The 13386-nt window shown below is 58.9% G+C and carries 12 protein-coding genes; 7 read left to right on the top strand and 5 right to left on the bottom strand.

Annotation, left to right across the window (positions count from 1 at the left end):
• Positions 1–56: 56 nt before the first annotated feature.
• From K8R57_04355 to K8R57_04345, 3 genes are read left to right on the top strand one after another with little or no spacing between them, the layout of a single operon-like run.
• Positions 57–530, top strand: coding sequence for a GatB/YqeY domain-containing protein (locus K8R57_04355; protein MCE9587529.1), 474 nt, complete (start codon positions 57–59; stop codon positions 528–530).
• A gap of 31 nt (positions 531–561) precedes the next feature.
• Positions 562–1269 carry a 2-C-methyl-D-erythritol 4-phosphate cytidylyltransferase gene (gene ispD, locus K8R57_04350; GenBank protein ID MCE9587528.1) on the top strand — a complete coding sequence of 236 codons (708 nt, stop codon included), beginning with the start codon at positions 562–564 and terminating at the stop codon, positions 1267–1269.
• A complete protein-coding gene (locus tag K8R57_04345; protein MCE9587527.1) occupies positions 1266–2558 on the top strand; it encodes an insulinase family protein in 1293 nt (430 codons plus the stop codon). Before ispD ends, K8R57_04345 begins: the two co-directional genes overlap by 4 nt.
• Positions 2559–2771: 213 nt before the next feature.
• Here the strand turns inward: K8R57_04345 and folD are convergent, their stop codons facing one another.
• Complete coding sequence (folD, locus tag K8R57_04340; GenBank protein ID MCE9587526.1) at positions 2772–3650, bottom strand: bifunctional methylenetetrahydrofolate dehydrogenase/methenyltetrahydrofolate cyclohydrolase FolD; 879 nt, start codon at positions 3648–3650, stop codon at positions 2772–2774.
• A 311-nt stretch (positions 3651–3961) separates the two neighbouring features.
• Here folD and xylA point away from each other — a divergent pair, with 311 nt between their 5' ends.
• Positions 3962–5269, top strand: a complete 1308-nt coding sequence (xylA, locus tag K8R57_04335; GenBank protein MCE9587525.1) for a xylose isomerase — start codon at positions 3962–3964, stop codon at positions 5267–5269.
• Positions 5270–5336: 67 nt separating this feature from the next.
• Here xylA and K8R57_04330 read toward each other — a convergent pair whose 3' ends face one another.
• The 3 genes from K8R57_04330 to xylB are packed head-to-tail and all read right to left on the bottom strand — an operon-like array spanning position 5337 to position 8125.
• Positions 5337–6011 carry a lysophospholipid acyltransferase family protein gene (locus K8R57_04330; protein ID MCE9587524.1) on the bottom strand — a complete coding sequence of 225 codons (675 nt, stop codon included), beginning with the start codon at positions 6009–6011 and terminating at the stop codon, positions 5337–5339.
• Positions 6012–6575 carry a UbiX family flavin prenyltransferase gene (locus K8R57_04325; GenBank protein ID MCE9587523.1) on the bottom strand — a complete coding sequence of 188 codons (564 nt, stop codon included), beginning with the start codon at positions 6573–6575 and terminating at the stop codon, positions 6012–6014.
• Between the two features lie 41 nt (positions 6576–6616).
• Complete coding sequence (gene xylB / locus K8R57_04320; GenBank protein ID MCE9587522.1) at positions 6617–8125, bottom strand: xylulokinase; 1509 nt, start codon at positions 8123–8125, stop codon at positions 6617–6619.
• A 206-nt stretch (positions 8126–8331) separates the two neighbouring features.
• On the opposite strand from xylB, the gene rplS reads away from it, so the two are divergent.
• Genes rplS through K8R57_04305 form a run of 3 tightly spaced genes read left to right on the top strand, consistent with a single transcriptional unit; the run spans position 8332 to position 9776 of the window.
• Positions 8332–8688: a 50S ribosomal protein L19 gene (rplS, locus tag K8R57_04315; protein ID MCE9587521.1), complete on the top strand. Its 357-nt coding sequence runs from the start codon at positions 8332–8334 to the stop codon at positions 8686–8688.
• Positions 8689–8710: 22 nt separating this feature from the next.
• Positions 8711–9403 (top strand): ribonuclease HII, encoded by a 693-nt coding sequence (locus K8R57_04310; GenBank protein MCE9587520.1) that lies wholly within the window; start codon positions 8711–8713, stop codon positions 9401–9403.
• Positions 9339–9776, top strand: a complete 438-nt coding sequence (locus tag K8R57_04305) for a YraN family protein (GenBank protein MCE9587519.1) — start codon at positions 9339–9341, stop codon at positions 9774–9776. The genes K8R57_04310 and K8R57_04305 overlap by 65 nt, the downstream gene beginning before the upstream one ends.
• 105 nt (positions 9777–9881) lie before the next feature.
• On the opposite strand, the gene dnaE is transcribed toward K8R57_04305, so the two are convergent.
• Positions 9882–13352 (bottom strand): DNA polymerase III subunit alpha, encoded by a 3471-nt coding sequence (dnaE, locus tag K8R57_04300; protein ID MCE9587518.1) that lies wholly within the window; start codon positions 13350–13352, stop codon positions 9882–9884.
• Positions 13353–13386 lie beyond the last annotated feature (34 nt).

Genomic DNA, 13386 nt, shown 5'->3' with positions numbered 1-13386 from the left:
AGAGGTTCATCCAAGATGCTAATCACGACGCCAATCAAGCCAACCACGCCTATCCCATGACACTCGCAGAACAAATCGATCACGACCTCAAGGAAGCCATGAAAGCCCGTGATGCCGCGCGCCTCGGGACTCTTCGCATGGTCAAGAGCGCTCTCAAGTACGCCGCTATCGAGAAGTCCGGAGCCGATGCCGTGATCGATGACGAGACGGCCGTCTCTGTCCTGCGCAAGCAGATCAAGCAGCGGGAGGATGCCGCGGAGGGATTTGAGAAGGGAGGAAGACCTGACTCCGCTGCCAGTGAGAGGGCCGAGATCACTGTGCTCTCCGCCTATTTGCCTGCTGCCCTCTCCTCCGAGGAGCTGGAGAAGATTGTTACAGAAGCGATTGCCGAAGTCGGAGCCTCTTTGGGAACTCCCGATGGTGTTGGCAAAGCCCAGATGGGAGCGGTCATGAAGGCCGCTCAGGCGAAGGCGGAAGGACGCGCCGATGGCAAAAGCCTAAGCGCTTTGGTCCAAAAACTTCTTTCTTAGCTTCCACCCTAATCGCATTTTTTCTGCTATCATGGGTAGCACGTCTTTTTCTGAATGCGCCGCCATCGTTGTCGGAGGTGGCTCGGGAAGCCGCTTCGGCGGTGATAAGATCGCGGTTTCCGTTGCCGGAAGACCGGTCCTAGCCTGGACTCTGCTGGCCTTTGAGCAGACTCCGTCGATCAGCAGTATCGTGCTGGTTGCTCCCGAGGGGCGTGAGGAGGAGTTCCGTGCGATCGCGAGTAATGCAGGAATTTCCAAGCTGACCGCTGTGGTGACGGGAGGCTCTCACCGCAAGGAGTCCGTTGAGAGAGGTCTGCAAGCCCTCTCCCCGAGTGTTGATCTGGTGGCTATCCATGATGCGGCCCGTCCTCTGGTCACACCTTCCCTGATCACGCGTTGCCTTGAGGTAGCCCAAGCGTCTGAAGCGGGAGCCTCCGCGGCGGCTGTTCCTGTCTCAGATACCCTGCATCAAGGGGATCAGGAAGGATGCGCGGTGAAGACCGTCGATCGCACCGGGCTCTGGGCCATGCAGACTCCTCAGGTCTTCCGCGCCGCGCCGCTGCTGAAGCTCCTGGCAGAGAATCCTCACGGTAAACCGACTGACGAGGTCTCTGTGGCGCTGGCCGCCGGATGGAGGATTCCCTTCGTGGAGAATCGGGAACCGAATCTGAAGATCACCTGGCCGGCCGATCTTATGGTTGCCGAAGCATTGCTCCGGTCCAGAAAGCCATCACTGTGAGAAAGAACATCACACCAAACATCACCACCCTTCCGAACGGTCTCCGGGTGGCGACCCAGACCATGCCCGCCTCCCAGACGGTGGCGGTCGGGATCTGGTGCGGTGTCGGAGCCCGTCACGAGCCTGCTCGGATCGGGGGCATCTCCCATTTCCTGGAGCATCTTCTTTTTAAGGGAACAAAGACACGGAGTGCTCGTCGCATAAGTGAGGAGGTCGAGGGTGTCGGAGGAGACCTGAACGCTTACACCGCCGAGGAGCGTACCTGCTTCTACGCGGCGGCTTCCGCAGATCATCTCGCGAGGGTAACGGAGGTTCTCTCCGACATGTATTGCAACTCCCGAATCGATCCGAAGGAAGTGGAGAGGGAGAGGGGGGTGATTGTCGAGGAGATCGAGATGATCCGAGACGAATCCGCACAGCATGTGCAGGAGCTGCTGACCGCCGAGACTTGGAAGGGTAGTTCGCTCAGCCGCCCCATCACCGGAACGAAAAAGAGCCTGTCGGTCATTTCGCGCCAGGATCTCATGAGTCACCTTCGCGGTAATTACCATGCAGGCCGCACCATTGTCACTGCTGCTGGGGCGGTCGATCACGAGGAGTTCGTGAAGTTGGTCTCCTCCGGTTTTCTGAAGAAACTCCCAGGTAATTTAACAGGCACCACTCACTCTTCCGTATCCCTACCTCCCCGTCAGGCAGCTCCTCGTCTTGTGATTGAGTCCCGCGAGAATCAGCAGACCCAGATCGCCCTCTCTTTCCGGGGAGTAGGCTCTCACGATTCGAAGCGCTACGCAGTCAGCCTGCTACATGTGATCCTAGGCGGTAACATGAGTTCACGTCTCTTCCAGGAGCTGCGTGAGCGTCGAGGGCTCTGCTATTCGATCGGCAGCTCCCTCTCAACTCACTCCGACTGCGGGGCCTTCGAGATCGCTCTAGGACTCGATGGCAAGAATGTCGTGAAAGCTCTGAAACTCATTCTATCTGAGTGTGCTCGGATTGCCGGGAAAGCCCCCTCGATTGCCGAGCTCCGCCGGGCCTGCGACTACTCTATCGGCACCAGTCGGATGGCCCTCGAGCGCGCTGCCACACAAAACTATCGCCTGGGTACTTCGCTCCTGAACTACGGCAAGGTGGTTTCTCCGGAGTCGGTCTATGACAGGCTGGCGAAGGTCACCCCGGCAGAGATTCAGGCTGTGGCTCAGAAGATTCTTCAGAATCGGACGCTCTCCCTTGCCATGGTTGGCCCAGGGCCCGCCAAGGAGGAAATCTTGGGGTTGATCCGGCCAGCGTGATTTAAAACTTATTTCTCCCGCAGAGGCGCGGAGAACGCAGAGGTGTAGGATTACTGAGAGTGGCGAGGGTGTTGAATCGAGAATTCAAACACTCAGATGTGAAGGCTGAGATATTCGCTGACTGTCAGCAGTTAGAGAGGAGAGGGTTACTTGTACCCATTTTCAGTTCCCTTCCTGCTTTCCTGAGTTCCAGATTTAAAAATCAGTAATCAGTCAGGCAGTAAGGCGTTCGCAGGCGGTGACAGTATTTGCCATGAGCATGGCGATGGTCATCGGGCCGACGCCTCCGGGAACCGGGGTGATGGCCTTGCATTTCGGAGCCACGGCATCGAAGTCGACGTCGCCGACCAAGCGGAATCCGCTCTTTGTCGAAGGATCTGCAACGCGGTTGATCCCGACATCGATCACGACGGCGCCTTCCTTGATATGTTCCGCGCCGAGGGCCTTAGGCCTGCCGATCGCGGCGATGACGATGTCGGCGCGGCGAGTGATAGCGGCGAGATCCTTTGTGCGGGAGTGGGCCACGGCGACGGTGGCGTCACCTCCTTTGCCTTTGGCCATGAGCAGGAAGGCCATCGGCTTGCCGACGATCAGGCTCCGCCCGACGACAACGACCTCTGCTCCCGAGGTTTCGACTCCGGCTTCCATGAGGAGGCGTTGGCAACCGAGTGGCGTGCAGGGGACGAAAGCGGTGGCATCTTCCATCGCGAGCTTCGCCACATTGATCGGGTGAAATCCGTCGACATCCTTGCGGGGGTCGATCGCGAGAGTCACGGCATGCTCATCGATATGTTTAGGGGGAGGGGACTGGACGAGGATCCCGTGAATGGCGGGATCGGCATTGAGTTCGGCGACGAGGATGAGAACCTCTTCCTGGGTGGCAGTGGCGGGGAGCTCGAACTTGCGTGAATGCATTCCGAGTGAGGCGCAGGTGCGGTCTTTGTTCCGGACATAGGCCTGTGAGGCGGGATCCTCGCCGATGAGCACGACGGCAAGTCCGGGGGTGATACCTCTGCTTTTGAGCGCGTCGATGCGTGTCCGTGTTTCGAGTTCAACCTTGGCGGCGACCGCCTTGCCATCAATGAGTTTCATAGTGTCTCGCTTTATGTTTTTTAATCATCCCTGTATTTGTCCGAGTTCTATACCATTGGTCGCATGGGCCGACTGCACCACGAAGAGAGTGGAGACGACGGCAAAGAAGGCATAGAGGCTGTGGAGTGAGAGGGTGATTGATACATCGCGTTCGGGTAGGGTGGGGAATTAAGGAGTGCTAAGATTATCAATAAAAAGGGGATCGCTGGTGTTATTGGAGAAGATCGCCCGCCATGGCAACTGCCATTCGGGGCAATCACGACTTTACAAGAGGTCCGAGATTACGAAGAGTAAATTTTCTTTCAAAAACCATGAGCTACTTCCCCGATATTCCGGTTATCCAATACGAAGGTCCTAAGTCCAGGAATCCCCTGGCTTTCAAACATTACAACCCCGAGGAACTGATCGAGGGGCGCCCAATGCGTGATCACCTCAGGTTTGCGGCCGCCTACTGGCATGTCATGCGCAATCCTCTGGCCGATCCATTCGGCGGCGGAACCGCTCAGATGCCTTGGGATGACGGCACCGACTCTGTCGAGAACGCTCAGAAGCGCGTCCGCGTCTTCTTCGAGTTCCTGGAAAAGACGGGCATCGATTTCTACTGCTTCCATGACCGGGATGTGGCCCCCGAGTTGGCAACCCTTGCAGAATCCCACAAGGCCCTCGACGCTGTCGCCGGAACCCTGAAGGAGGAGCAGCAGCGCACTGGCAAGAAGCTCCTCTGGGGTACCGCCTGTCTCTTCGCCCATCCTCGGTTCAACCAGGGTGCGGCCACTTCGCCGAGCCTTGATGTCTTTGCCCACGGGGGAGCTCAAGTGAAGAAAGCCATCAGCATCACCCAGGAGCTGGGTGGAGGCGGATATGTCTTCTGGGGCGGTCGCGAGGGATACTCCACGCTCTGGAACACCGATATGAAGCGTGAGATGGATCATCTGGCAGCATTCCTCCACATGGCCGTCGAGTGGAAGAAGTCCATAGGCTTCCAGGGCAAGTTCTGGATCGAGCCGAAGCCCCGCGAGCCCTCCACCCACCAGTACGACTCGGATGCTGCAGCCTGCCTGAATTTCCTCCAGGCCTATGGTCTCATCAATGAATTCGAACTCAATATCGAGACCAATCACGCCACACTTGCTGGGCACACCATGCGTCACGAACTGACTGTGGCCGCCGAGGCTGGCAAACTCGGCACCATCGACGCCAACCGCGGTGACGAGCTTATCGGATGGGACACCGATCAGTTCCCGACCAATATTTACCTCGCCCTCGAGGTCATGCTTGTCGTTCTCAAGATGGGTGGCTTCCGTGAGGGAGGGCTCAACTTCGACGCCAAGCGCCGTCGCGAGTCCCACACCCCAGCCGACCTCTTCCACGCCCACATCGGCGGCATGGACACCTTTGCCCGGGGCCTCAAGATCGCCGCGGCGATCCGTGCTGACGGCCGCATCGAGGAATTCGTCAAGAACCGCTACTCCAGCTGGAATTCCCCCCTCGGTCAGAAGATTGAGTCTGGTAAGGCCACGTTGGCAGAACTCGAAGCCCATGCCCTCGCTCATCCTGCAGGGATCCCAGCTTCGGGAGGTCAGGAGTATCTCGAAAACTTGGTTAATGAGTTTATTTGATCAGTCCCACTGATTACCGAATAGGAGGGAGCCGTTTCCGAAAGGAGCGGCTCCTTTTTTTGTGCAATTATGAAGACTGATCGGCTTTCTCAGCTTCCTCACGCAGAAGGGTTTCGATCCTGAGGCGCTCGGACTCCAGATCCGTGACCTCCGGGTCGATCGTCATGTAGGGATCGATGGTGATGTCGACGCGGGAGAAGGGAAGCGGGATAGCGAAATTATCCCAGGTCTTGAGGCGGAAGGCGCTGTGATAGCGGGCATGCAGCAGCATGATCGGGATGCCGGTCTTCTGGGATAAAAAGACCGCACCGGGACCCAGAGAGTACTTCGGCCCACGGGGGCCATCTGGAGTGATTGCCAGATCGACACCTGATTCTAACAGCGCTGTCAGCTCCCTAATCGCGGTCGATCCGCGGCGGGAGCTGGATCCCCGCACCGAGCCCATTCCGAGATTGGCCATGACCCCGGCTAGGATGTCGCCATCCTTACTGGGGCTTGTGAGAACAGATACTCCTTTCCGTGAGGGATGCTTCCGTGGGTAGTGGCGCAGGAATCCGATCGAGATCGCAGGGATTCGGTTGTGCCAGAAAACAAGGATCCGAGGGCTCTCAGGGGGATTTGTCAGGAATCCGGAGCGATCGTTCATCCGGAGCCGGATGGTAGAGAAAATCAATCGGGCGAGATTAGCCGCGACGGACGCCAGGAAATCCTGCTTGTTGAACTGACCTTTGCGTGAGGCCATCTACTCGCTTGCCGGTGATTCCTCGCGCCAGCGGCAGGCATTGGGAGCATGGATCCCAAGCATATCCAGGACACGCCAGACAACGGTGTCGGCGAGTTCATCGAAGTTCTTCGGATGACTGTAGAAGGAAGGTGATGCCGGGAGAATGATGCCGCCTGCCTCTGTCACGGTGACGATGTTCCGAGCATGAATAAGGTTCCAAGGGGTTTCCCGAGGCACGAGGATCAGCTTGCGGCGCTCCTTCAGGAAGACATCGGCGGCTCGGAGGATCAGGTTCTCGCTTGTGCCGGCGGCAATGCGGCCGACGGTCCCCATGGAGCAGGGCATCACGACCATCCCGTCGAAGAGGGCGCTGCCGCTGGCGAAGGGAGCATTCATCGACTTCTCGTTGTGCTCGATCACGCCGGAGGAAAGCTTCAGTGCGCCGATTTCCTCATGGATCACCTGCTTTGCGTAGGGAGAGAGGACGAGATGGATCTCGTGATTGCCTAGCTCCAGATGATGGAGCAGTCGCTGCAGATAGATCGATCCGCTGGCTCCGGTGGCTGCTAGGACGAGACGCATGGGAAGAAGTTAAAAGTGAAAGGTGAAAGGGGGGGAGTGGACTACAGTAAGTTCGCCGAGGAGAGGGCGGCGCGCAATGCGTTCGCACGATCGAGCAGTTCTTTGTACACGGCGGTGTTCTTGGCATCGGGAGTGCAGCGGGTTGACTCGTCAAGGGTCACGAGGCGATCGCATAGAACGTGGAGGGCCGCGGTCGAGTGATCTTCCCCGGCAGCCCAGGCGGCCTGGATGGCTCCGCCGAGTGCGGCACCCTCACTGGAGTTGAGACAGACCGTCGGCACGCCGAAGATGTCGGCGCAGAGCTGACGCCAGAAGGGACTCTGACTTCCTCCTCCGGTAATGCGGATCTCTGTAAGGGGAACGCCCAGTGAGCGGAAGCGTTCCAGTCCGTAGGCGAGACCGAGTGTGACTCCCTCCATCGCGGCACGGGCCAGATGGGGGGCGGTGAGATTCTTTGTGGTGATCCCGTGGAGGACGCCGCTGCCACGGGGTAGGTTCGGGGTGCGTTCGCCGGCCAGATAGGGGAGAAGTAAGAGTCCGTCGCTTCCGGCAGGAATCGTCGCAGCCTCGGCATCATAGTTGTCATGGCTCCAGCCAGCGAAGAGAGCGCGCGTGAGCTCGGTGATGAGGGTGACATTCATCGTGCAGGCGAGGGGCATCCAGAAGCCGGTGCTGTCGCAGAAGGCGGCGATCTCTCCCTTCGGATCGACCACCGGATTCTCGCTGAAGGCATAGAGCGTGCCGGAGGTGCCGAGGCTTGCCGTCATGATGCCGGGGCTCACGTTGCCTGTGCCAATGGCTCCCATCATATTGTCCCCTCCGCCGGAACTGATGGTCACTGATGAGGAGAGTCGCCATTTTGCGCAGAGCTCTTCCCGGAGTGATCCGGCAGGCTCGGAGGAATGGCGCAGCGGCGGGAGTTTCTCAGCGAGTCCCGGCGCGACGGCATCGAGAACGGGCTGTGACCATGTCCGGGTCTTCACATCCATGAGCGCTGTTCCGGAGGCGTCGCCGTATTCCATGCTCTTCTCTCCACTCAGCCACCAGTTGATGTAGTCGTGGGGGAGCATCACGGTGGCGGTCTCGTGCCAGTTCTGCGGTTCGTTCTGGCGGACCCAGAGGATCTTAGGGGCCGTGTATCCGGGGAGCATCGCGTTGCCGGTGAGCTCGACCACCTTGGCTTCGCCGCCGAGAGCCTTGGTGAGTTCGGCACACTGAGCGATCGTGGAGGTATCGCACCAGAGCTTGGCGGGACGGACGACGCTATTGGCGGTATTGAGAAGTACAAGCCCGTGCTGCTGGCCGCTGACACCGATCCCAGCCACCTCGGAAAGCTGATCGGGAATTTTGGAGAGAACCTCGGAGATGGTTGCCTCGACGGCGGCGATCCAGACGGCCGGATCCTGCTCCATGGCGCCTTCACCGCTGGACTCCGGGGTTTCAACAAAGCCGTAGCTTTGTTGGGCGCTGGCTAGGATTTCTCCGGTTGCAAGGTCAAGCGCGATGGTCTTCGTACTCTGGGTTCCGCTATCGATGCCTAAGGTGATCATGTAATGGAGAGGCTAAAGGCTGAAGGCTGAAGACTGAAGGCTAAAACGGAACGGGTCAGGAGGAACGGGTCAGGACATAGGTAACACCCTGGTTCAAGACATGGGTAACAGGAGTTGCTGAATTGGTGATTACTTCTTGCCAAGAAATACACTCCGGGGCATTCTATCCGACCACTTCAGACCAATTTCCGGCCACACTTCCTGTTATGAGCATCATCGCCACTATCGAAAAAGAGCAGTTCAAGGCCGACCTCGTCCCGTTCGAGGTCGGTGATTCCGTTTGCGTTCACACACGCGTCATCGAAGGCGACAAGGAGCGTATACAGAAGTACTCCGGCATCGTGATCGGCCGCAAGGGTGCCGGCATCAACGCCAACTTCACCGTCCGTCGCGTCAGCTTCGGCGAGGGTGTCGAGCGTGTATTCCCTCTTCATTCCCCGCGTATCGCGAAGCTCGAAATCGAGAAGCGCGGATCAGTCCGCCGTTCCAAGCTGAACTACCTCCGTGATCGTAAGGGCAAGGCCGCCGTTACCGTGAAGGAGAAGGCGCAGGAAGTTGCCTAATCACTGATTCCTTTCCGATCCGATGACGACCAAGCGTCGCGGATCACAGATTTCGGGCCCCAAGTCTGCAAAGACTCGGGGCCCTTCTCTTTGCCCTTCGTTCTTTCACGAGAGCGAACTCCATGCTCGGGGAATTCGTCCGGTGGCCGGAGTCGATGAAGCGGGACGCGGCCCATTGGCAGGACCGGTGGTGGCTGCCGCAGTCATCCTGCCTGAGGGATTCTCTCTGGATGGGCTGGACGACTCCAAGAAACTGAATCACCAGCAACGCGAGACGCTTTATGTCCGATTGACTGAAGACTCCTCTGTATGCTTCTTCGTGGCTGAGGTAAGCTCAGAGGAAATCGGACAACTCAATATCCTGAGGGCAACTCATCTTGCCATGGCCCGTGCCATAAGAGGACTTCATGAGAACGGACATCAGTGCGCCCATGCCCTTGTGGATGGCCTGCCGGTCAAGGGACTTCCCATCAACCATACCGCCCTCGTCGGAGGTGACGGGATCAGCCTCAGCATTGCTGCCGCCAGCATCCTAGCCAAGGTCACGCGGGATCGGATCATGGATACGCTGGACAAAGAGTATCCCCAATACGGCTTCGCAAGGCATCGGGGCTATGCGACCGCCGACCATCTGTCTACATTGCGTGAGCATGGACCTTGCCCGCATCATCGACGTGGTTTTGCGCCGGTCGACCAGCCCACCTTCGGGTTCTGAAGGACACATTGTCCTCGGACGATGGGGTGAGGTGCAGGCAGCGCGTCATCTGAAGCGACTGGGTTGGAAAATCCTGCGCCGGAACTTCCGTGCTCCCAGGGGAGGGGAGGTCGATCTTGTCTGCAGGGATGGTGATACCCTGGTCTTTGCCGAGGTGAAGACTCGCCGTTCTGAAGAGATGGGACGTCCCCTCGATGCCGTTGACCGTAAGAAGCAGCAACTCATCCGCAAGGGGGCTATGCACTGGCTCCGCCTGCTTGATATGCCTGACCTCACCTTCCGCTTTGACGTAATCGAAATCCTTGCGACCAATCCTATCGAAATCCGGGTCATAGAATCGGCATTCACTCTCCCCGATCCCCTTCGGTATTAAAGAGAATCTAAGGTGAAGGTAATTTGAGGACAGAGTCAGGCGGCCAAGCGAAGCTGTAGTAGAGCTACTGCAAGCGCAGGCCAACGCCACTCTGGCTCAAAGGACCTAGGCTTTGGCCAGCCAAGGGGCTAATTCCGCGCGTAACGCCATCTCATCTCCCACGGTGAATTCTTCGCCGAGTTGAAGAGGAACAATCGCTCCGGAAAGGGTTCCGATCTCAAGGATCAGAATGCGTTTGCCGGGATGCTTCTTAATGGCGGCGTGGATGGCGTGGAGGTCGTCCACGATGAGGCGGCTGCGGTCCATGCGGAGGCGGAGGGGTCGCTTTGAGGCCTTCGGGGTGAGGGCCTTGAAGTCGCTACCCATGGCCCTGACGCTTCCATCCCGAGGGGTGATGCGGGCATTGCAGGAGAGGACGGTGCCGGGTTTGAGGAGCTCCTCGTTTTTGCTGAAGGATTCGTCCCAAGCCATGAGTTCCAGCGTTCCGGAGTCATCCTCGAGTGTCAGGATGCCGAAGGGGCGCCCATCCTTCTTCGAGAAGCGCTTTTCCACCGTAGAAAGGAGTCCCGCCAGCTTGACGCTACCCGGTTCGGTCATGGCGAGCGCCTCGGACACTGATCCGTAGGAGCCTGACTCCAGATTGCCCCGGTAGTCGTCGAGCGGGTGGCCGGTGACATAGAAGCCGAGCAATTCCTTCTCGTGGCCTAGCATCTCGGAACGCGTCCAGCGCTCTACGGTTGTTTCATTTCCCGATGTTGCTTTGGAGGGAGCCGGTGCAAGATCGGCAAAGGAGTCGAAGAGGGAGACTTGGCCGCTGGCTCGGTCTTTCTGGACGGAGGCAGCGGCACCCATAGCCCCCTCGATGGCGGCATCGAGAGCAGCACGATGACGGCTGTCCCAATCGAAGGCGCCGCACTTCACGAGACTCTCAAGGATCTTCTTGTTCACCGTGCGTGAATCGAGTCGGGAGCAGAAGTCCTCCAGCGATTTGAAAGGACCGTTCGCCTCCCTGTCAGCGATTGCAGTTTCCATCGCCGCTTCGCCGACATTCTTGATCGCGGCCAGTCCGAAGCGGATGGCCTTGGCTCCCGGGATCTCCTCAGGAAGGAAGGTGAGGGCGCTTCGGTTGACATCCGGCGGCAGGATTGCGATCCCCATGCGGGCGCACTCGCCGACGAAGGTGGCGATCTTGTCGGTGTTGTTGATTTCGTTGCCGAGCAGGCCGGCCATGAATTCAACCGGTTGGTTGGCCTTCAGGTAGGCGGTCTGGTAGGAGAGGAGTCCGTAGGCGGCGCTGTGGCTCTTGTTGAATCCGTACTGCGCGAACTTCTCCAAGAAGTCGAAGATGGCGTTGGCCTGCTTGCCGGGAATCTGGTTGACCCGGGCGCATCCCTCGACAAATACCTCGCGCTCCTTGGCCATCTTCTCGGTGTCCTTCTTGCCCATGGCACGGCGCAGGAGATCGGCCTGACCGAGCGTGTAGCCGGCCAGGGCGCTCGCCGCCTGCTGCACCTGCTCCTGGTAGACGATGATGCCGTAGGTTTCCGAACAGATCTTCTCGAGCAGGGGATGGGCGTACTCGATCTTCTTCCTCCCTTTCTTACGATCGATGTAGTCGTCGATGAACTGCATCGGTCCGGGTCGGTAGAGGGCGATCAGGGCGATGATGTCGGTGAAGTGCTCGATCTGGAAGCGCTTAGCCGTGGCGACCATGCCGCCGGACTCCAACTGGAAGACGCCGATCGACTCGCCGCGGTTAAGCAAATCAAAGGTCGCCTGGTCATCCATCGGGAGCTTCGAGATGTCGAAGTCGGGTGTATGCCGATGGATCAGCTTCACGGCATCGTCTATGACGGTGAGGGTCTTCAGTCCCAGGAAATCCATCTTGAGCAGGCCCAGATCCGTGAGTGGGGCCATGGAGTACTGGCTGACAATGTTGCCGTCATTGGCCCGGGTGAGGGGAATGTACTCGGAGAGATCGCGGTCGGCGATGACGATGCCCGCGGCATGGACGCCGCTGTTGCGGGAGAGACCCTCGAGGATACTGGCGTAGCCCCAGAGCTGGGCGGTGGAAGATTCCTCCTCGACGGCTTTCTTCAGCTCGGGGTTCTTGTCGATCGCCCCGGGTTTTTTCTCCCCTTTCTTCTCAATGCTGTTGAGGGTGATATCGAGCTCGTTCGGGATCATCCGCGAGATGCGGTCGGCGTCGCCGTAGCTCCAGCCAAGGACGCGGCCGACATCGCGGATGACGCTCTTCGCTCCCAGGGTGCCGAAGGTGATGATCTGGGAGACGGCCATAGTGCCGTACTTCTGGCGGACATACTCAATCACCTCTCCCCGTCGATTCTGGCAGAAATCGACGTCGATATCGGGGGGGCTGATGCGGTCGGGGTTCAGGAATCGCTCGAAGAGCAGTCCGTAGCGCAGCGGGTCGAGATCGGTGATCCCGAGCACATAGGCTATCAGTGATCCGGCTGCCGAGCCACGACCCGGTCCGACGGGGATTCCCTGGCTCTTCGCGTAGTTGATGAAATCCCAGACGATGAGGAAGTAGCTGGTGAAGCCTGTCTTGTAGAGGACCGAGAGCTCGAACTCGAAGCGCTCGCTGATGACCGGATCCTCCATGGCCCGCTCGCCGTAACGCTTGCGGAGTCCCTCTTCGCAGAGTTCGCGCAGATAGCCTTCGCGCGTCTTTCCCTCCGGAGGGAGGTAGTCGGGGTATTTGGACTTCCCGAACTCGAGCTTGGCGTTGCAACGTTCCGCGATGGCTAGGGTATTGGTGATGGACGAAGGCTGATCGGCGAAGAGGGCGGCCATTTCCTCGCCGCTCTTGAAGTAGAGCTCAGGAACATAGCGCATCCGCTTCTCGTCATGGATCATCGCCCCAGTACCAATACAGATCATGACGTCGTGGGCCTCGTGATGGGAGCGCTCTAGGAAATGGACGTCGTTAGTGGCGACCAAGCCGAGGCCGAGGTCGCGGGAGATGTCGATCAGCCCGCTGCGGTTGCGCCGCTGTTGCTCGATGCCATGGTCGGCCAGCTCGATAAAGAAATTCTCCTTTCCGAAGAGGTCCCGGTAGGTGGCCGCCGTCTCGAGGGCCTTGGCGGTCTGTCCCTCGCTCAGGGCCATGTTGACCTCTCCCTTGAGGCAGCCGCTCAAGGCAATGAGTCCCTGACTATGCTTTGCCAGGAGTTCGCGATCGACGCGGGGCTTGTAGTAGAAGCCTTCGAGGTGGGCCGCCGTACTGAGCTTCACCAGGTTCCGGTAACCGGCATCGTCGGAAGCGAGGAGCGTCATGTGGAAGGCTGCATCCTTGCCTCCATTGCTCGTCTTCTTTTCGTGCATCGACCCTGGTGCGACATAGATCTCGCAGCCGATGATGGGCTTTACCTTGGCCTTCTCGGCCGCCTGATAGAACTCGACTGTGCCGAAGAGATTCCCGTGGTCCGTCAGAGCGATGGCCGGCATCTCCAGCTCTGCGGCCTTCTTGACGAGTTCCTCCATCCGGATCGCTCCGTCCAGCAGCGAGTACTCGCTGTGGACGTGGAGGTGGACGAACGGGGTCTGGGCCATCCGAAAAGGTTACGGTTGGCGGTCAATGCGGGCA

The organism is Verrucomicrobiota bacterium (genome assembly GCA_021413925.1).
In the GTDB taxonomy this organism is placed as follows: Bacteria; Verrucomicrobiota; Verrucomicrobiia; order Chthoniobacterales; family UBA6821; genus UBA6821.
This window is presented reverse-complemented; position numbering and strand designations above follow the sequence as displayed.

What these genes read in the sequence shown, in the direction of transcription:
- K8R57_04355 (MCE9587529.1), top strand. Translation starts at nt 57, where the DNA reads ATGACACTCGCAGAACAAATCGATCACGACCTCAAGGAAGCCATGAAA.
- ispD (MCE9587528.1), top strand. Translation starts at nt 562, where the DNA reads ATGGGTAGCACGTCTTTTTCTGAATGCGCCGCCATCGTTGTCGGAGGT.
- folD (MCE9587526.1), bottom strand. Translation starts at nt 3,650, where the DNA reads ATGAAACTCATTGATGGCAAGGCGGTCGCCGCCAAGGTTGAACTCGAA.
- xylA (MCE9587525.1), top strand. Translation starts at nt 3,962, where the DNA reads ATGAGCTACTTCCCCGATATTCCGGTTATCCAATACGAAGGTCCTAAG.
- K8R57_04330 (MCE9587524.1), bottom strand. Translation starts at nt 6,011, where the DNA reads ATGGCCTCACGCAAAGGTCAGTTCAACAAGCAGGATTTCCTGGCGTCC.
- K8R57_04325 (MCE9587523.1), bottom strand. Translation starts at nt 6,575, where the DNA reads ATGCGTCTCGTCCTAGCAGCCACCGGAGCCAGCGGATCGATCTATCTG.
- xylB (MCE9587522.1), bottom strand. Translation starts at nt 8,125, where the DNA reads ATGATCACCTTAGGCATCGATAGCGGAACCCAGAGTACGAAGACCATC.
- rplS (MCE9587521.1), top strand. Translation starts at nt 8,332, where the DNA reads ATGAGCATCATCGCCACTATCGAAAAAGAGCAGTTCAAGGCCGACCTC.
- K8R57_04310 (MCE9587520.1), top strand. Translation starts at nt 8,711, where the DNA reads ATGACGACCAAGCGTCGCGGATCACAGATTTCGGGCCCCAAGTCTGCA.
- K8R57_04305 (MCE9587519.1), top strand. Translation starts at nt 9,339, where the DNA reads ATGGACCTTGCCCGCATCATCGACGTGGTTTTGCGCCGGTCGACCAGC.
- dnaE (MCE9587518.1), bottom strand. Translation starts at nt 13,352, where the DNA reads ATGGCCCAGACCCCGTTCGTCCACCTCCACGTCCACAGCGAGTACTCG.